At 51.4% G+C, this 16,862-nt stretch carries 16 protein-coding genes; 13 read left to right on the forward strand and 3 right to left on the reverse strand.

From position 1 onward, the window contains the following. The first annotated feature begins 170 nt into the window (after positions 1 to 170). The 9 genes from nagZ (at position 171) to P8H26_RS01085 (ending at position 8,890) form a co-directional block, all read left to right on the forward strand. The gene (nagZ, locus tag P8H26_RS01045; protein WP_289630993.1) at positions 171 to 1,196 is read left to right on the forward strand and encodes a beta-N-acetylhexosaminidase; all 1,026 of its coding nucleotides are present in this window, start codon (positions 171 to 173) and stop codon (positions 1,194 to 1,196) included. Positions 1,197 to 1,225: 29 nt separating this feature from the next. Then, complete coding sequence (locus P8H26_RS01050) at positions 1,226 to 2,131, forward strand: ScpA family protein (protein ID WP_374708194.1); 906 nt, start codon at positions 1,226 to 1,228, stop codon at positions 2,129 to 2,131. Positions 2,132 to 2,196: 65 nt separating this feature from the next. Continuing rightward, positions 2,197 to 2,877, forward strand: coding sequence for an SMC-Scp complex subunit ScpB (gene scpB / locus P8H26_RS01055; RefSeq protein ID WP_374708200.1), 681 nt, complete (start codon positions 2,197 to 2,199; stop codon positions 2,875 to 2,877). Between the two features lie 283 nt (positions 2,878 to 3,160). Continuing rightward, on the forward strand, positions 3,161 to 3,385 hold the full coding sequence (locus tag P8H26_RS01060; protein WP_022711486.1) for a twin-arginine translocase TatA/TatE family subunit: 225 nt from the start codon (positions 3,161 to 3,163) through the stop codon (positions 3,383 to 3,385). A gap of 100 nt (positions 3,386 to 3,485) precedes the next feature. After that, a complete protein-coding gene (gene tatB / locus P8H26_RS01065; RefSeq protein WP_289630994.1) occupies positions 3,486 to 4,136 on the forward strand; it encodes a Sec-independent protein translocase protein TatB in 651 nt (216 codons plus the stop codon). Further along, entirely contained in the window at positions 4,133 to 4,969 is an 837-nt protein-coding gene (gene tatC / locus P8H26_RS01070; protein ID WP_289630995.1) for a twin-arginine translocase subunit TatC, read from the forward strand. Before tatB ends, tatC begins: the two co-directional genes overlap by 4 nt. Before the next feature lie 155 nt (positions 4,970 to 5,124). Further along, entirely contained in the window at positions 5,125 to 6,405 is a 1,281-nt protein-coding gene (serS, locus tag P8H26_RS01075) for a serine--tRNA ligase (protein WP_289630996.1), read from the forward strand. 189 nt (positions 6,406 to 6,594) lie between these two features. Beyond that, positions 6,595 to 7,233, forward strand: coding sequence for a protein-L-isoaspartate(D-aspartate) O-methyltransferase (locus tag P8H26_RS01080; RefSeq protein ID WP_289630997.1), 639 nt, complete (start codon positions 6,595 to 6,597; stop codon positions 7,231 to 7,233). A gap of 418 nt (positions 7,234 to 7,651) precedes the next feature. Further along, complete coding sequence (locus P8H26_RS01085) at positions 7,652 to 8,890, forward strand: LysM peptidoglycan-binding domain-containing protein (protein ID WP_374708201.1); 1,239 nt, start codon at positions 7,652 to 7,654, stop codon at positions 8,888 to 8,890. Between the two features lie 59 nt (positions 8,891 to 8,949). Here P8H26_RS01085 and P8H26_RS01090 read toward each other — a convergent pair whose 3' ends face one another. Then, positions 8,950 to 9,822 (reverse strand): ATP-binding protein, encoded by an 873-nt coding sequence (locus tag P8H26_RS01090; protein ID WP_289630999.1) that lies wholly within the window; start codon positions 9,820 to 9,822, stop codon positions 8,950 to 8,952. Between the two features lie 334 nt (positions 9,823 to 10,156). Between P8H26_RS01090 and yajC the strand changes: the two genes are divergently transcribed. The 4 genes from yajC (at position 10,157) to P8H26_RS01110 (ending at position 14,515) form a co-directional block, all read left to right on the forward strand. Further along, positions 10,157 to 10,501 (forward strand): preprotein translocase subunit YajC, encoded by a 345-nt coding sequence (gene yajC / locus P8H26_RS01095; RefSeq protein WP_289631000.1) that lies wholly within the window; start codon positions 10,157 to 10,159, stop codon positions 10,499 to 10,501. Positions 10,502 to 10,805: 304 nt separating this feature from the next. Then, positions 10,806 to 13,055: a protein translocase subunit SecD gene (secD, locus tag P8H26_RS01100; protein ID WP_289631001.1), complete on the forward strand. Its 2,250-nt coding sequence runs from the start codon at positions 10,806 to 10,808 to the stop codon at positions 13,053 to 13,055. A gap of 196 nt (positions 13,056 to 13,251) precedes the next feature. Continuing rightward, entirely contained in the window at positions 13,252 to 13,641 is a 390-nt protein-coding gene (locus P8H26_RS01105) for an Mth938-like domain-containing protein (protein ID WP_289631002.1), read from the forward strand. 70 nt (positions 13,642 to 13,711) lie between these two features. Next, positions 13,712 to 14,515: a phytoene/squalene synthase family protein gene (locus P8H26_RS01110; protein ID WP_289631223.1), complete on the forward strand. Its 804-nt coding sequence runs from the start codon at positions 13,712 to 13,714 to the stop codon at positions 14,513 to 14,515. Between the two features lie 50 nt (positions 14,516 to 14,565). Here the strand turns inward: P8H26_RS01110 and trmFO are convergent, their stop codons facing one another. Further along, positions 14,566 to 15,966, reverse strand: a complete 1,401-nt coding sequence (trmFO, locus tag P8H26_RS01115) for a methylenetetrahydrofolate--tRNA-(uracil(54)-C(5))-methyltransferase (FADH(2)-oxidizing) TrmFO (RefSeq protein ID WP_289631003.1) — start codon at positions 15,964 to 15,966, stop codon at positions 14,566 to 14,568. A 399-nt stretch (positions 15,967 to 16,365) separates the two neighbouring features. Next, positions 16,366 to 16,518 (reverse strand): DUF1127 domain-containing protein, encoded by a 153-nt coding sequence (locus tag P8H26_RS01120; RefSeq protein ID WP_022711474.1) that lies wholly within the window; start codon positions 16,516 to 16,518, stop codon positions 16,366 to 16,368. Positions 16,519 to 16,862 lie beyond the last annotated feature (344 nt).

Here is a 16,862-nt window from a genome sequence, read left to right on the forward strand (position 1 = left end):
TGATAAAATGTGAGTAATGATGAAATGCGCTGTGTATGTTCAAAATACGCAGCGCATTTTCTCTTTATGGGTTATGCAGATAGCAGTATTTGATTTGTCACATTATCGCAGATGTTGAATGAAGCCATTGACCTGCGAAATGCCTTAGGAAGGCGAGGAGCATTGCCGCAATGACATTTAAAGCCATGATTACAGGTTTTGCCGGAACCATGCTGACCGAAGCGGAACAGGAATTGTTCCGTCGTGTTCGCCCGTGGGGCTTTATCCTGTTTGCGCGCAATGTTGAAAGTGTGGAACAGCTGCGGGCGCTGACAAAGCAGATACGCGAAGTGACCGGCCGTGATGAAACACTGATCTTCATTGATCAGGAGGGCGGCCGTGTTCAGCGTCTGCGCCCGCCATTGGTGCCAAATTATCCGTCTGCCTCACAGATTGGCGCGCTCTATAATCAGGATGAAGATAAAGGTACACGCGCCGCATGGCTGCTTGGCCGCCTTCATGCTTTTGACCTGATGAGCGTAGGTATTAATGCCAACTGTCTGCCGGTGCTGGATGTGCCTGTTGAAGGTGCGCATGATGTTATCGGCTCCAGAGCCTATTCCAGTGATCCAGAAATTGTTGCCGTGCTTGGCAATGCTGTGGCTGAAGGGCTGATGGCAGGCGGTGTATTGCCGGTGATGAAGCATATGCCGGGGCATGGCCGCGCTTTTGCCGACAGCCATAAAGAGCTGCCGAGCGTTGATGCACCGTTGAGTGAACTATGCGCCCGTGATTTTGTACCGTTCTGCCAGATGGATGATCTGCCGGCCGCAATGACTGCGCATATTGTTTATAAGGCGCTTGATCCGGAGCGTCCTGCAACTCTGTCGCCGGTGGTTATCAATTGTGTCATCCGTGATATGCTTGATTATGACGGCTTACTGATGAGCGATGATATTTCCATGAAGGCTCTGTCCGGCAATCTGGATGACATTGCCCGTGATATTATTGAGGCCGGTTGTGATGTTGTGTTGCATTGCAGCGGTGTACTTGAAGAAACCATTGCGGTTGCCGCAGCTATTCCTGATCTGAAAGATGAAAGCCTGCGCCGGGCGGAACTGGCAGAAGTCTATGCAGGAGAAGCTGATTTGAGCCATGAATCAGCAATCCGTGCGGAGTTTGAGGTGCTGTTTCCTTCGGAAAGCGCGATTGCCTAAAACTTTAATCAAACGACTGGCAGGCGTAATTGATGGCTAAGGATGCTGATAAGGCTGACAATACACAGACACCAAAGGCCGATGTGCCGATGGATGATCTGTGGCAGTCTGAAACGGCGCTGATCATCCCGCCGGAGAGTGCTGAAGATCTGACCCTGCATGTGGATGTGCAGGGTTTTGAAGGGCCGATGGATTTGCTGCTGCATCTGGCACGCAATCAGAAGGTTGATCTGACGCAGATTTCCGTGCTGGCGCTTGCCGAGCAATATTTGAAATTCATTGAGCTGGCGCGTGACCGCAAACTGGAACTGGCAGCTGACTATCTGGTGATGGCGGCATGGCTGGCCTATCTCAAATCCCGCCTGCTGATCCCCAAGGTCAAAGATGAGGATGGCGAAACCGGTGAACAGCTGGCTTCCGTTTTACAATTCCGGCTCAAACGGCTTGAGGCTATGCGCGATGCGGCAGGCAAGCTGGTCAATCGTGACCGGTTGGGGCGCGATGTGTTTGCGCGGGGGATGCCGGAAACTGTGCTGGTGGAAAAGACCAGTCTTTATAGCGCATCGCTTTACGATCTTCTCAATGCTTACGCCTCGCAACGCCAGAGACAGGCGATATCTCATGTGCAGATTGCCAAGCGCACAGTCTGGTCGCTAAAAGAGGCGCGGGTACTTCTCGTGCGCATGGTCGGAGACTTGCAGGACTGGATGGCGCTCGACGCATTTTTGCTGGATTATATTGCGCGGCCGGAAGATCGTGCCAGTGCAATCGCCAGTTCTTTTGCCGCCAGTCTGGAGCTGGTGCGTGAAGGGCGGATGGAGCTGCGCCAGAATGAAGCCTTCGCGCCACTCTTTATGCGTGCCGCCGAGCGTAAGCCGCTGAGCAGTGTATCAGGTGATCTGAGCGCAGATCATGAAAACAAGGATGAAGCGTGAGCGAGACTGAGATTATAACCGCTTCTGAAACTGAAGCGCTGGCTGTAACGTCTGATAATGCAAATGTGTCCGCGCTGAGCCGCGAGGCGTTGGGTGATGTCGTGCGCATGGTGGAGGCGATTATTTTTGCTTCTTCTGAACCGGTGACGGAGAAAATGCTGCTGGAGCGTTTGCCGCTGGATGTTGATCTGCTGCCGGTGCTGAAAGTGTTGCAGGGCGAATATCGTCTGCGCGGTGTTAATCTGATTAAAGCCGGCGACGGCTGGGCTTTCCGCACGGCTTCGGATTTAAGCTTTCTGATGAGCCGTGATCAAGTCAAACAGAAAAAGCTTTCCCGTGCTGCGCTCGAAGTTCTGGCGATTGTTGCCTATCATCAGCCGGTAACGCGTGCTGAGATGGAAGATATTCGCGGTGTGGAAACGTCGAAAGGCACATTGGATGTGCTGATGGAAACCGGCTGGGTGAAGTTGCGCGGCCGCAGACGTACACCGGGTCGTCCGGTGACCTATGGTACGACAGACAGTTTTCTGGACCATTTCGGACTGCCGGAGATTCGCGACTTGCCGGGAATGGATGAGTTACGCGGGGCAGGGCTGCTATCTGCCCGTCTGCCGTCAAATTTCTCCGTGCCTGTGCCGAGTGTGCGGCCGGATGAGCTGCTGGCGGATGAAGACCCGCTGACGGCCGGTGATATCGAGGAACTTGGCTTGTTTATGCCGAAAGTGGAAAATGACGAAGACAGATAAACCGCTTTGATATGTGATGACCGGTTTTCCCGTAAAATGTCATAATTCTGTGGTTGTAAATCTTTAAGCAGCGGCGGTGTTGCGGCAGGCAGATGTGCCGGATCGGTGTCAGATAAATGTTTCATCGGATAATTGTTTTTTATTTTTGAAACTATGCTGTAGAACAAAGAGAAATTTCACCGGTTGTGTTTGAACAATGCTGTGATTGCGCTTAAATAGAGACTGAATTTGGATAATCCTGCTCCGGTATTCATAATCCGAGAGAGCATTTAGGGGATATAAGATGGGTAGTTTTTCGATCTGGCACTGGCTTATCGTACTCGCGGTTGTGCTGCTGCTGTTTGGTCGCGGTAAGATTCCGGAACTGATGGGCGATGTGGCCAAGGGCATCAAGAATTTCAAGCAGGGCATGAATGAACCTGAAGAAACAGATGTTGCCTCTTCCAAGACCATTGATAATGAGACCGGCGAACAGGTCAAACCGACTAAAAAAACGACAAAACTATAATCACGGGTAATCCTGCCGACCTGTGCCGCAGTTGTGCGGCACAAAGAGGCTCCTGCTGATTGGCAGGAGCAGGGCGGATATGTGGTGAAATGGAACGCCGATGTTAGATATAGGCTGGTCGGAACTTCTGGTCATTGCGGTTGTTATGATCGTGGTTGTCGGCCCGAAGGATCTTCCGAAAATGTTGCGTGCTTTTGGCAAGGCAACCGGAAAGCTGCGTGCGACTGCGAGCGAGTTTCGCACGCATTTTGACGAAGCAATGCGTGAAGCAGAGCTGGACGAGGTCAAAAAGACAATTGACGGCGTAAAGCAATATGATCCGCGCAAGACTGTAACCGACATTTTTGAACCGGTGCGTAGTGCCGGTGATGATTTGCGTGCCAGCCTGAATAATTCATCTCCGAAACCGGAAGAAACGCCTGCCGTTCCTATGGATAGCCCCCTTGATCTTTCGGAAATGAAAGATGAAGAGGCAAAAGCTGCAGCTCCGGTTTCGCAACCTGCTGCAACGAAGCCTGCAGCTGCTGTTGCCGAACCCGTCACCGCAGAACCGGTGAAAAAAGCGGCGAAGCCAAGAGTGTCAAAATCTGTGGCTGATACCGCGGAAAAACCTGCTGTAAAGAAAACAACCGCGAAAAGCGATTCTGCGGTGAAATCTGCACCGGCAAAACCAACCGCAGCGAAAAAAGCTGCCGCGCCTCGTGCAAAAGCCGCAGCAAAAACGATAAAAAAGACAGGAACTGACCAGTGAGCAGTGATCAGGATGAAATAGACCAGAGCGCTGCGCCATTGCTTGAGCATCTCATCGAGCTGCGCCGTCGTCTGATCTGGTCGATTGTGGCCTTTTTCCTTGCCTTTGTGCTGTGTTTTGCTTTTGCCAAGCATCTCTTCAACCTGCTGGTGCTGCCGTATCAATGGGCGCTTGACTGGGCGGGGATGGATCGCAGCAAAGCCGCATTGATCTATACAGCGCCGCAGGAGTTCTTTTTCACGCAGGTAAAAGTGGCAATGTTCGGTGGTCTGGTTCTGGCCTTTCCTATGATCGCTGCGCAGCTTTACAAGTTCGTGGCGCCGGGCCTTTATAAGCACGAGCGTATGGCATTTTTGCCTTTCCTGATTGCTTCACCTTTGCTATTCTTGCTGGGCGGCGCGCTGGTTTATTTCTTCTTCACGCCGATGGTGATGTGGTTCTTCCTTGCCATGCAGCAATCTGGCATGGATGGCGAAGTGCAAATTTCGCTGCTGCCGAAAGTGTCGGAATATCTCAGCCTGATTATGACGCTGATTTTTGCTTTTGGTCTGGTGTTTCAGCTGCCGGTTGTGACATCGTTGATGGCCAAAGTCGGACTGGTGACGGCGCAGGGTCTGCGCGACAAACGCAAATATGCGATTGTTATTGCCTTTGTGGTGGCAGCAGTGCTGACACCGCCGGATCCGGCAAGCCAGATCGGCCTTGCTATACCGGCAATCCTGCTCTACGAAATTTCGATCTGGCTGGCACAAATGATTGAGAAGAAACGCGCTCAGGCCGAAATTCTCAATAGTCTGACACCACAAGATGACAATGAGCAAAAATCGTCCTGATTTTCGTATCATGTGATAAAAATTGAAGGCAGCATTTATGCTGCCTTTTCATGCATTGCAGCGGATCAGTTGTGATCGTGTTGCGATATAAGAGCCTGCCGTAACTGCTTGTATGATTACGGTGAACCTGAACCTAAAAAATAACGGTACTTCCAATGCTGGACATTAAATGGATACGCGAAAACCCTGAAGCTCTTGATGCTGCTCTGCAGAAGCGCGGAGCCTCTGCCGTATCCTCCGATGTGTTGGCGCTGGATGAAGCCCGCCGTCAGCATATTGCCAAGGTACAAGTCGCGCAGGAGCGCCGCAACGCCGCCTCGAAAGAGATCGGCAAAGCGATGGCTGAAAAAGATATGGCGACTGCTGAGCGCATTAAAGCAGAAGTTGCCGAACTGAAAACCTTCCTCACTGAAGCGGAAGAAGAAGAACGTCGCCTCGATAAAGAGCTGAATGATGTTCTCTCGAGCCTGCCGAATGTGCCTTATGACAGCGTGCCTGTCGGTAAGGACGAGAATGATAATGTCGAGACACGCCGTGTCGGCAATATCCGCAATTATGGCTTTGCGCCTAAAGAACATTTTGAACTGGGCGAAGCGCTCGGTCTGATGGATTTTGAGCGCGCAACACGCATGTCCGGTTCGCGCTTTACCGTGCTGAAAGGTGCGCTTGCCCGTCTGGAACGTGCGCTCGGCCAGTTTATGCTCGACCTGCACACCACAGAGCATGGTTATTCGGAAACGATGGTGCCGCTGATGGTGCGTGATGAAGCAGCTTATGGCACAGGCCAGCTGCCGAAATTCTCGGAAGATCTGTTCCGCACGACCGATGGCCGCTGGCTGATCCCGACTGCGGAAGTGCCGCTAACCAATCTGGTCAATGGCGAGATTGTTGATACGGCTGAACTGCCAATGCGTGTGACTGCGCTAACACCTTGTTTCCGCTCGGAGGCTGGTTCTGCCGGTCGCGATACACGCGGTATGCTGCGTCAGCACCAATTCTGGAAAGTGGAAATGGTATCGGTAACTGATGCGGAAAGCTCGGAAGCTGAGCTGGAACGCATGACCGGTTGTGCTGAAGAAGTGCTGAAGCGCCTTGGTCTGCCATTCCGCACCGTAACACTCTGCACCGGCGATATGGGCTTTGGTGCGCAGAAAACTTACGATATCGAAGTATGGTTGCCGGGTCAGGATACGTTCCGCGAAATCTCCAGCTGCTCGGTCTGCGGTGATTTTCAGGGGCGCCGCATGAATGCGCGTTACCGTCCTGCCGGTGAAAAGGCGACACGTTTCGTGCATACGCTGAACGGTTCCGGTGTTGCTGTTGGCCGTGCGCTGATTGCAGTGATGGAAAATTATCAGGAAGAAGATGGCAGCATCACTATTCCTGAGGTTCTGGTGCCTTATATGGGCGGTATGACCCGCATCGAAAAAGCCTGATTGTAACGGGCTGTAAGCTTATTATGCCGGAGGCTGAAAACGCTTCCGGCATTTTTATTTGCCAAGATTACACCAGCATTATCCCCGCATTTACAATTTTCGACGATGATGCTGCCTGATAATATATAAATCTGACTTTGAGCAGGGTTCATGAATATTCATATGCAGGCGAGTACGGGGAAATACCGCATGAGCGGTAAAGAGGGTTTTGCTTCTTTTGTGTTGCGCATGCGCAGCCGTGGTTTGCATGATCAGCGCCTGTTTGCGGCAATTGAAGCCACGCCGCGCCAGCATTTTATCAATTCTGCCTATCAGGATTTTGCGTACACCAATCGTGTGCTGCCGCTGCCTTGCGGCGAATCAATCGAAGGGCTTGACGATCAGGCGCGTTTTCTTGCGGCTTTATCGCTGGAGCCCGGACATCGTGTTCTGGAAATCGGCTCAGGCTCAGGCTTCACCGCTGCCGTAATGGCACGGCTTGCGGCACGGGTGACGACGATCGAGCGCTACAAGACATTGGCAGAGGCCGCCCGCAACCAGTTTCAGGCACATAAAATTGAAAATGTCGTTTGTAAACATGCAGATGGACGGCATGGTGTTGCCGGTGGTCCTTATGACCGCATAATAGTTTGGCTGGCTTCTGACGCGATGCCGCGCCAATATCTTGATCTGCTGGCAACGCACGGGGTGCTGATTGCGCCAGTCGGGCAGGCGGATGGTCAACAGGTTATGTGCCGGATGGCCAAGGTTGGCAGCCGCTTCGAGCGGGAAGATCTGCTGGCCGTGCGCTATCAGCCATTTATTGAAGGTTCGGCTGCTTTTCTTTGAGAAGCAGTCCTTCTTTTCGCCCTCAGGGCTTCAGTAGGCATATTTTTAAGCCGAATTTTGCGTTGCCATCCATCAAATATGGCTGATTTATTGAATATGGTATCCGTTTGATGAATCTTTTAATTTTTTTACAGCAATTTTAACCAGCAGGTAACATTAACGCGCTTTAATAAGTCTACTTAGAGTTTCGGGTATGGACGGGTTGAATATGCGTAAAACTGTTTTGCATCATACGTCCGAGCGTCTTCTGCGCCATAGCGCGGTCATTCTGCTTGCAGGACTGGTCGCGGGCTGTAGCGGAGATATGACACGCTTTACGGATGGCCTTACGACTGGATCGACGAATAATCAGCGCTCGATTATGCAGTCACAGAATCAGTCTTCACAGCAGAATAGCAGCGCGGATAATTATCCGGTCATGCCTGCGACGCAGCGTGTTGCTTCGGGTAATGTACAGCGTAATGAATTGCCGCCGGTGGGCACTGCCGCGCCGATGGGTGCTGCACAGGTTGTGCAGAATAATGTTCAGAACTCTGTTCAGTCGGTTCGCGATCAGGCGTCACAGCAGGTTGCAATGGCTGGCGGCACGATGACCAATGCAGCCACTGCTTCGGTTAACAATGCGATGGTGCAGCCGGGTGAAACACTTTACGGCGTTGCGCGCCGGTTTAATGTGTCGCCGAATGATCTGATGGCTGCCAATAATATTACTGACCCGAACATGCTGCGGGCAGGGCAGACGCTGACAATTCCGGGTGTGAAAGCTGCCGCAGGCGGTGCACTGGTTGCTGCTGCCACCAATGGTGGTACGCAGACCCTCGGTCAGCTGAAGTCAAACGGCACACAGGCTGTTGCCAATGCTCAACAGGCTGCAACGAGTAAAGTGAATAATGCTGTTGCCGGTGCAGGGGCAAAAGTTGCTGCCGCAACCGGTGGCTACACTGTGCAGAGCGGTGATACGCTGCATGCGATTGCCCAGCGCAATGGTGTAACGGCTGCTGCGCTCAAGCAGGCAAACGGTATGGCTGACGGTACAATCCGTGTTGGTCAGTCTCTGGTAATTCCGGTGACTGCTGCGGCTGCTGCAACGCAGGTTGCTGCTGTTGCCAAGCCTGTTCCGGCTGCGGTTGATACGACAGTTAAAACAGCTTCCACCCCGCCTGCTGCTGCAAAGCAGGTGCCGGATGGCAGTGTGAAGCCATATACTCCGCCGCAGGCGAGCAATAAGGTGATTGAAGACGCCGAGCAGGATGTGGCTATGGCGCCTTCTGCAACCGGTATTTCGCAGATGCGCTGGCCGGTTCGCGGTAAGGTTCTGACCAGCTTTGGTCAGCGTGACGGCGGAACCGTCAATGACGGTATCGACATTATGGTGCCGGAAGGTACGCCGGTTAAGGCCGCCGAAAATGGTGTGGTTATCTATGCCGGTGATGGTCTGAAGGAATTTGGCCAGACGGTTCTGGTGCGCCATGAAAACGGTCTTGTGACTGTCTATGGTCACAACAGCAAGATTAATGTGCAGCGCGGGCAGAAAGTACGCCGCGGCGAAGAGATTGCCCGCTCCGGTATGAGTGGTAATGCCAAAGCACCGAAGCTGCATTTTGAGGTTCGTAAAAATTCAACGCCGGTTAATCCGTCGAAATATCTCGAAACCTGATTGCGAAGATAAGAATTTGAAAAAGCCCGCTGTTTTGATGAAACAGCGGGCTTTTTTATTTATGTATTGAGAGAAATGCCAAGCCTTCCGGCCAGATCCTGCACATATTGCCATGCAACACGGCCCGAGCGGTTGCCGCGGGTCGTTGACCATTCCAGTGCTTCTGCATGAAGTTTTTCAACAGGATAGCTGAAGCCGAAATGGGCAGCATAGCCGTCAACCATCGCCAGATAGTCATCCTGATTGCATTTATGAAAGCCGAGCCAGAGGCCGAAGCGGTCGGAGAGTGAGACTTTCTCCTCGATGGCTTCCGACGGGTTAATGGCGCTTGAGCGCTCATTGTCAATCATTTCACGCGGCATCAGATGGCGGCGGTTGGATGTGGCGTAGAAAATCACATTATCCGGACGACCTTCTACGCCGCCTTCAAGCGCTGCCTTGAGAGACTTGTAAGACGTGTCATCATGATCAAAGGACAGATCGTCACAAAACAGGATGAAGCGGTAGTCGCTGTCTTTAATGAGGCTCATCAGAACCGGCAGACTGTTGATATCTTCGCGATGAATTTCAACCAGTTTCAATGGCTTCTGCTGAGTATTTGTCTGATTAACGGTTGCCTGAGCGGCTTTGACCAGAGAGGATTTGCCCATGCCGCGTGCACCCCAGAGCAGCACATTATTGGCGGGGAGTCCGCGCGCAAAACGCTCTGTGTTGCTGACCAGCTGATCGCGCACCAGATCGACACCGCGAATAAGCCCGAGATCAATACGATTGACCTTTTTAACAGGTGTCAGCTCAAGGCGGGAAGGCTCCCAGACAAAAGTGTCGGCATGTTCTGCCTGTAAAGGCTTGGGTGCAGGTGGTGCCATGCGCTCCAGAACTGCCAGAAGCTGATCCAGTTTAGCGCTCAGAATTTGTTCAGTCGTGCTCATATTCATGCCTGTTTGATTTCTTTTCAGCAGAGCCTGACTTTAACAAGATTATTTGGTTTGAACAGTACCCACGGGTACGGTTTAAAAATAAATTTAAATTCCCGTAAGGATTAGTGAAAAATCTATTGGCGACACTGGTAAAGTGAAGCAAGAATTTGCATCTATGGTTGCATAACAGCGTATAACCGTTGTAATGCGCAGTGAATGAATTTGGTGCTCTGCCTGTGAAATATGGCAGGGGGCGGCTACATAATTCCCTGGATCTTCTATAATTTAAGGAATTATGCAGCTAACCGGCATCTGACAGTTACCAGTTTGACGAGGAGTCACTTTTATGTTCGTAACCCCTGCTTATGCTCAGGCCGCCGGTGGCGGTGCTTTCGGTCCGGATATGCTGATGAGCATTCTGCCGTTTATTCTGATTTTCGTGGTTATGTATTTCCTGATTATCCGCCCGCAGCGTACTCAGATGAAAAAACGTGCAGAAATGCTGAGTAATGTTCGTCGCAATGACACGATCGTTACCGGTGGCGGCATTCTCGCTAAAGTAACCAAAGTGATTGATGATAACGAACTGGAAGCAGAAATTGCCGACGGCGTTAAAATCCGCGTTCTGCGTTCTTCCATCGGTGATGTACGTACCCGTGGCGAACCGGTTGCTGATAACAAAAACAAGTAAGCATTATTGCTTGTGACTTATAAAAGCCCCGCAATGCGGGGCTTTTTTATTGCCGTTTATTTTTTGAAAACACGAATGTCATGTGCTGCAATACAGCATCATATTTTGAAAATCTGAATCTGTTCAGCGCAGCCATGCTGAGATTTGTACGAATCACGTATAAGATCAGAAAATGAGGCGGTGTATGCAGATTTCCCTGTGTTTTATTCAGCGATTATTCTCATAACATTGCCGGAAAGTTCGATTCTGTCTGTTTTGCACCTGCGTTGCGAAACAACACTAATAACTTACGGATGGATTGCCGATGCTCTATTTCCCGCGCTGGAAATCGGTACTGATCTGGCTGGTTGTGCTGGCCGGTTTTATCTTTGCTTTGCCTAATTTCTTTTCTGCACAGCAATTGTCCGGTTTGCCAACCGGCTTTCCGAAAGGTCAGATCATTACCGGTCTTGATCTGACGGGCGGTACGCGCGTTGTGCTGTCATCGCCGAAGGTGACTTCGGCAGATCTGGATAAAACGGCAGCAGTTATGGCGGATCGCCTGACTGAGCTTGGCTATGATAATGCCCGCATGAATGTGCAGAACAAAAATCAGGTGCGCGCTGAAGTGCCTGATGTTTATGATGCGCAGCTGATTAAAGACCTTCTGAGCCTGAAAGGGGATATCAATTTCCGGCAGGCGAAAGAAGTGACAACGCCTGATCCGCTGGCGGAGGGGCTTGTTCCGCAGGATTCCGAAGTCATTTATTCCTTCGATGATCCGCCGGTCGGTTATATCGTTAAAAAAGCACCGGTTCTGAGCGGTCTGGATATCGCCGATGCGGAAGTCGGGGTGAATACCAATCAGGATTCAGTAATTACAATTTCTCTGACCGAGGATGGTAAGAAACAACTCGCTGATTTTACCACGAAAAATATCGGTTCGGTTCTGGCTGTTGTCATTGATAATCAGATTGTTTCTGCACCGCGTATTCGTGAATCCATTGCTACCGGTAATTTGCAGATCACCGGCGATTTTGATCTGGAAACCCTGAGCAATCTCAGCGTTGTGTTGCGTTCCGGTCCGTTGCCTGTTTCCGTTCAGGTGATTGAAGAACGTACAATCGCATCTGCTCTTGGGCAGAACTATACCAGTTACGGCCTGATCACTGCTTTAAGCGCGCTTGTTGTTGTGGCGCTGTTCATGGTGCTGTCTTACGGTCTGCTTGGCCTGATCGCGGTGATTGCACTTGGCGTCAATGTTATGCTGGTGATTGCGGTGGTGTCTTTCTTCGGCATTGCAGTGGGGCTTGCAACCATTGCCGGTCTGGTTTTGACGATTGGTATGGCCGTTGACAGTAATATCCTGCTGTTTGAGAAAATCCGTGAGGACCGCCGCAACGGTTATTCCGTCGTACAGGCGATTGAATCCGGTTTTTCCCGTGCCAAAGGCTGTGTGATTGATGCCAATCTGACCACGCTGATTGCCGCGCTGGCACTGCTGATGTTCGGCAGCGGACCGCTCTATGAATTTGCAATCATTGTAACGATCGGTGTTGTGACCTCACTGTTCACAACATACACATTCTCACGCCTTCTGATTTCGCTTTGGGTGCGCCAGTCGAAACCGACAACAATTCCGGCGCGTCTGCTCAAGCTTGTGCCGACCAATACCAAAATCAGTTTTATGAAACTGAGCGGAATTACAGCAACGATTTCCGTTGCGGCCTGTGTCGCTGCACTCGTGCTCTATTTCACGATGGGGCTGAACTACGGTATCGACTTTGATGGCGGTTCTTCCGTGGAGCTGCAATCGCGTGAAGGGCCTGCTGATCTCAATGATATTCGCCTGCGCCTGACAGAGCTGAATATTGACGGTGCGCGGGTGGTGCAGGGTAAAAATGAAAACCTTGCAGAATTGCTGATCGGCTCGCAGGATGCCGGAGATGACGCCGAGCAGACTGTTGTTGTAAAACTGCGTGATGAGTTCGAGCAGGATTATGATTTTCAACGTGTCGAGGTCGTCGGGCCTACTGTTTCAGATCATCTGTCCCGCATCGGCAATGCTGCACTCGGGCTGGCTCTGATCGGCGTATTTGCTTATCTGTGGCTGCGGTTCCGCTGGCAGTTCGCTGTTGGTGCCGTGCTGGCGACGACCCATGATATTGTCATCATGATCGGCGTTTTTGCCCTGTTCCGCTTCGAGTATAATCTGTGGAGCCTTGCGGCACTGCTCACAGTGATTGGCTATTCGCTCAATGATACTGTGGTCGTTTATGACCGTGTTCGTGACAATCTGCGACGCTATCCGCAAACACGGGTCAGCCTGCTAATGGATGCGGCGATCAATCAGACCTTGTCCCGTACAATTCTGACATCACTGGTGACATTGCTCGCGCTGATCCCGCTTTATATTTTTGGCGGCGCGGATATCGGTTCTTTTGCGGTAATGATGGCGCTGGGAATTATTATCGCGACCTATTCGTCGATTTATATTGCAGGGCCGTTGTTGTGGCTGCTTGGAATTAAACCGTCTGATGTGGAAGATACGGTGCAAACGCAGCCAGCGGGTTGATTGTTGTTCATCCTGTTAAATCATATTTTGCCCGCGGCTTATCCTGCGGGCAAAATGCTTTAGCGGACTGGAAAAACTTAGCGATTGCTGTAGAAGAAGCGCATATCAGCACTTATCTGTAAGATCTGGTCTGTTTAAGATTTGGCTGAATACGCCACGTAATGTGGTTGTGCAGGTTAAGCAAAAGAGAGATGGCATGAATACTGGTCTTGAAATCCGCGAGGCGCATTTTCCGGGGCGCGCTCCGATTGACGCTTATGGAAATGGCGGATTTCGTTTTGCAGATATGTCACATCGCGGCTCACTGTTTTGTTTGCCTTCAGGCATTCATAGCTGGGAACCGAAACAGCCGCCTCTTTTAACACTGGGTGATCTGGAAATAATTCTGGAGCAGGCGAGCGATATTGAGATATTGCTGGTTGGCACCGGTATGGATCTGCGACGTATACCGGAAGATGTTAAAGCACTCTTGCGTGAGCACCGGATCTCCTCAGACCCGATGAGTACCGGTGCTGCTGTGCGCACCTATAATGTGCTGCTTGCCGAAGACCGCGCTGTTGCCGCTGCTCTGATTGCAGTGGAGTAAAGGCGTGAGTGCTCCTGATAATAATGCCGCAGTCCATGTATCAGCTGACACTGAAAATTTTCAGCATTGTATGCAGCTTTTACGCCAGACGGATTTTGACCGTTATCTGGCCGTACTTTATGCGCCGGAAGCTAAAAGATCAGCGCTTGCAGGGCTTTACGCCTTCAATGCCGAGATCGCCCGTATCCGTGATGTGGTGCATGATGCCTTGCCGGGTGAAGTGCGGCTGCAATGGTGGCGCGACCTGATCAACGGCACAGAGCACGGTGTGGTGACGGGTAACCCTGTTGCTGCTTTGCTGCTCAAAGCGATTAGCGATTATAATCTGCCACGTGCTGTTTTTGATGCTTATTGTGAAGCGCGGATATTCGATCTTTACAATGATGCAATGCCGAGCCGCAATGATCTGGAAGGTTATTGCGGGGAAACGGCTTGCGCAATTTTACAGATGGCAGTGATGATACTGGATAGTGAGGCCGCAAAATCCTCAGCTGAACTCTCCGGCCATGCGGGGGTTGCGCAGGCTGTGAGCGGATTGTTGCGGCTGATGCCGCTGCATCGCCGTCGCGGGCAGGTCTATGTGCCTGCAGATATTTTACAGGCTGTGGGTGTGACTGCCGAACAGCTTATCAAAGGTGATGATAAACAGGCCATGCAGCGCGTGGTTGCGGCGCTGAGCGCATTGGCGCGTGAGCATTATAGTGCTTTTGAAAAGCAAAGCATGCCTGCAAGTCTCAAGCCGGCATTTCTGCCTGTGCGTCTTGTACCGCTGATTTTGAAGCGCGCAGGACGTAAAGCTGATCTGGTTGCAGATCAGGGCATTGAGCTGTCGCAGCTGCGTCGTCAGTGGATTTACCTGAAATCCTCATTCTGAGCTTACAAGATACAAAAAAGCCGGAGATTTTAATCTCCGGCTTTTTTGTTTTAGTTCTGCTCTTGCAGCCAGATTTTGAAGTCGCTCAGAGCGCGTGCGCTGAGGGCACGTTTTTTGGCCTGTGTCTTTTCTTTGCCGCGCAGACGCACACCTTCCTGTTTCGGAACTGTGACTTCAGGGAAAAGCCCGAAATTCACATTCATCGGCTGGAAAGAGCGTTTGCCCGGTTCATCATCGCTGACGAGGTGACCGCCGGTAATGTGATTGAGCAGTGCGCCGAAAGCCGAAGTGACCGGCGGTGGCGGCAAAGTCCCACCACGCTGCTCCGCTGCCGCAAAGCGACCGGCAAGCAAGCCCATTGCTGACGATTCCACATAGCCTTCACAGCCGGTGATCTGGCCTGCAAAACGGATTTGCGGGCGTGACTTCAGGCGCAGGCTTGTGTCCAGCAGGATTGGCGAGTTGAGATAAGTATTGCGATGCAAGCCGCCGAGACGGGCAAATTCCGCATTTTCAAGGCCGGGGATCATACGCAAAATCTGCGTCTGTTCGCCATATTTCAGCTTGGTCTGGAAACCGACCATATTATAGAGCGTACCGAGCGCATTATCCTGCCGCAGCTGCACAACGGCATAGGCTTTAACATCAGGATTATGAGCATTGGTCAGCCCCATCGGCTTCATCGGGCCGTGGCGCAAGGTTTCAGGGCCGCGCTCTGCCATCACTTCAATCGGCAGACAACCGTCGAAATAAGGTGTGCCTTCCCATTCCTTGAATTCGGTTTTTTCACCGTCAATCAAAGCCTGAATAAAGGCCTGATATTGCTCTTTATCCATCGGGCAGTTGATATAATCTTTGCCGGTGCCGCCCGGGCCAACCTTGTCATAGCGCGACTGGAACCAGCAGACATCCATATTGATGCTGTCGAAATGGATGATAGGCGCAATGGCGTCGAAGAAGGCGAGGGAATCAGCTTCAGTTTCCTGTGCGATTGCCTCTGCTAGTTCTGCGGCAGTCAGAGGGCCGGTAGCAATAATTGTATTGCCCCAGTCTTCCGGCGGCAGACCTGCAACCACTTCACGTTTGATGGTGATGAGCGGATGCGCTTCAAGCTTCGCGGTAACAGCATCGGAAAAGCCGTCGCGGTCAACAGCAAGCGCACCACCGGCCGGAACCTGATTGGCATCGGCGCAAGCCATGATCAGCGAATTGGCAAGACGCATTTCCGCATGCAACACGCCAACGGCATTGGTTTCAGCATCATCAGAGCGGAAGGAGTTGGAGCAGACAAGCTCAGCCAGACCTTGCGTTTTATGCGCATCAGTGCCGCGAACGGGGCGCATCTCATGCATGATGACGGGAATACCGGCCTCAGCAATTTGCCAGGCTGCTTCGCTGCCGGCAAGGCCGCCGCCGATGATATGAATTGGGGATAATGATGAACTGGACATGCTTTGTCCAATACCGCTTTTAAGGCGCAGCATCAATTGCCTGAATGTTTGATCACAGGCTTTTGCATGATTGTGAGAATAAAAAAACAGCTCCGACGCAGGAGGGAGGGCGACGGAGCTGTTTTTAGGGATGGACTGATACGGGGGATATCAGTCAGCGCAGAATTGAGGATTTAAAGACGGGCTTTAAATCCGGCAGCGCTATGCCTGCTAAAAAACGGGAGGAGGAATAGCAGGCAATAGAACATGGCCGGTACGGGAGGAGGAATACCGGTCATGAAAGGGAGGATGTTTATTCCGTCTGCGCCAATTGTTCGTAAGAACCTGAACCGGCGCAGTTACCACTTGTTATCTGAGCTATCGCTGCCGGAAAATTCCGCAGCAGATAGTTTCAGATGATTACATGCCGGCTGTGTTTGACTTGCGGGCGATGTAAGGAATGTCGGAGCGGGAGATACCGAGATCACCGAGTTCACGGTTGGACAAACGGTTCAGTTCGGAAACTGTGTCACGGTAACGGCGCCAGTTGTTGAAAGAGCGAATGATGTTCATTTTTAAAACCCTCGATTGTGTTTAGTTGTGTTGTGTAATCTGTTGTCCTGTATATAGCCCGTGCCTTTGGAAATGAGGAGAGACAAGATTGCATAGCTCCTCTGCGAGCCTTGCAGACCTCATTTAAACGATTTAAATCGCAGTTTAGCCGTATTTCGGGCAAAATTGACCTGATGCGTAATTTTTGTTCGCTAAAGAGCGACGGCGTGAAATTTTTGTACGGTTTGCGGGAGTTGTTGTCATGAAAATATCACGTATTGGTTGTGTGTGTTTCCCATGATTTCAAGAGCTATGCGCATAGGGTTAAGGCTATGGTTACTGTTTTATTAGACGGGATGCAGACA

Origin of the sequence: Pseudochrobactrum sp. sp1633, from assembly GCF_030376605.1 — a bacterium.
Classification (GTDB): domain Bacteria; phylum Pseudomonadota; class Alphaproteobacteria; order Rhizobiales; family Rhizobiaceae; genus Pseudochrobactrum.

Excerpts from the sequence above, each read along its gene's own strand:
- nagZ (WP_289630993.1), top strand. The coding sequence starts at position 171 with ATGACATTTAAAGCCATGATTACAGGTTTTGCCGGAACCATGCTGACC.
- P8H26_RS01060 (WP_022711486.1), top strand. The coding sequence starts at position 3,161 with ATGGGTAGTTTTTCGATCTGGCACTGGCTTATCGTACTCGCGGTTGTG.
- tatB (WP_289630994.1), top strand. The coding sequence starts at position 3,486 with ATGTTAGATATAGGCTGGTCGGAACTTCTGGTCATTGCGGTTGTTATG.
- serS (WP_289630996.1), top strand. The coding sequence starts at position 5,125 with ATGCTGGACATTAAATGGATACGCGAAAACCCTGAAGCTCTTGATGCT.
- P8H26_RS01080 (WP_289630997.1), top strand. The coding sequence starts at position 6,595 with ATGAGCGGTAAAGAGGGTTTTGCTTCTTTTGTGTTGCGCATGCGCAGC.
- P8H26_RS01085 (WP_374708201.1), top strand. The coding sequence starts at position 7,652 with ATGCCTGCGACGCAGCGTGTTGCTTCGGGTAATGTACAGCGTAATGAA.
- P8H26_RS01090 (WP_289630999.1), bottom strand. The coding sequence starts at position 9,822 with ATGAGCACGACTGAACAAATTCTGAGCGCTAAACTGGATCAGCTTCTG.
- yajC (WP_289631000.1), top strand. The coding sequence starts at position 10,157 with ATGTTCGTAACCCCTGCTTATGCTCAGGCCGCCGGTGGCGGTGCTTTC.
- secD (WP_289631001.1), top strand. The coding sequence starts at position 10,806 with ATGCTCTATTTCCCGCGCTGGAAATCGGTACTGATCTGGCTGGTTGTG.
- P8H26_RS01105 (WP_289631002.1), top strand. The coding sequence starts at position 13,252 with ATGAATACTGGTCTTGAAATCCGCGAGGCGCATTTTCCGGGGCGCGCT.
- P8H26_RS01110 (WP_289631223.1), top strand. The coding sequence starts at position 13,712 with ATGCAGCTTTTACGCCAGACGGATTTTGACCGTTATCTGGCCGTACTT.
- trmFO (WP_289631003.1), bottom strand. The coding sequence starts at position 15,966 with ATGTCCAGTTCATCATTATCCCCAATTCATATCATCGGCGGCGGCCTT.
- P8H26_RS01120 (WP_022711474.1), bottom strand. The coding sequence starts at position 16,518 with ATGAACATCATTCGCTCTTTCAACAACTGGCGCCGTTACCGTGACACA.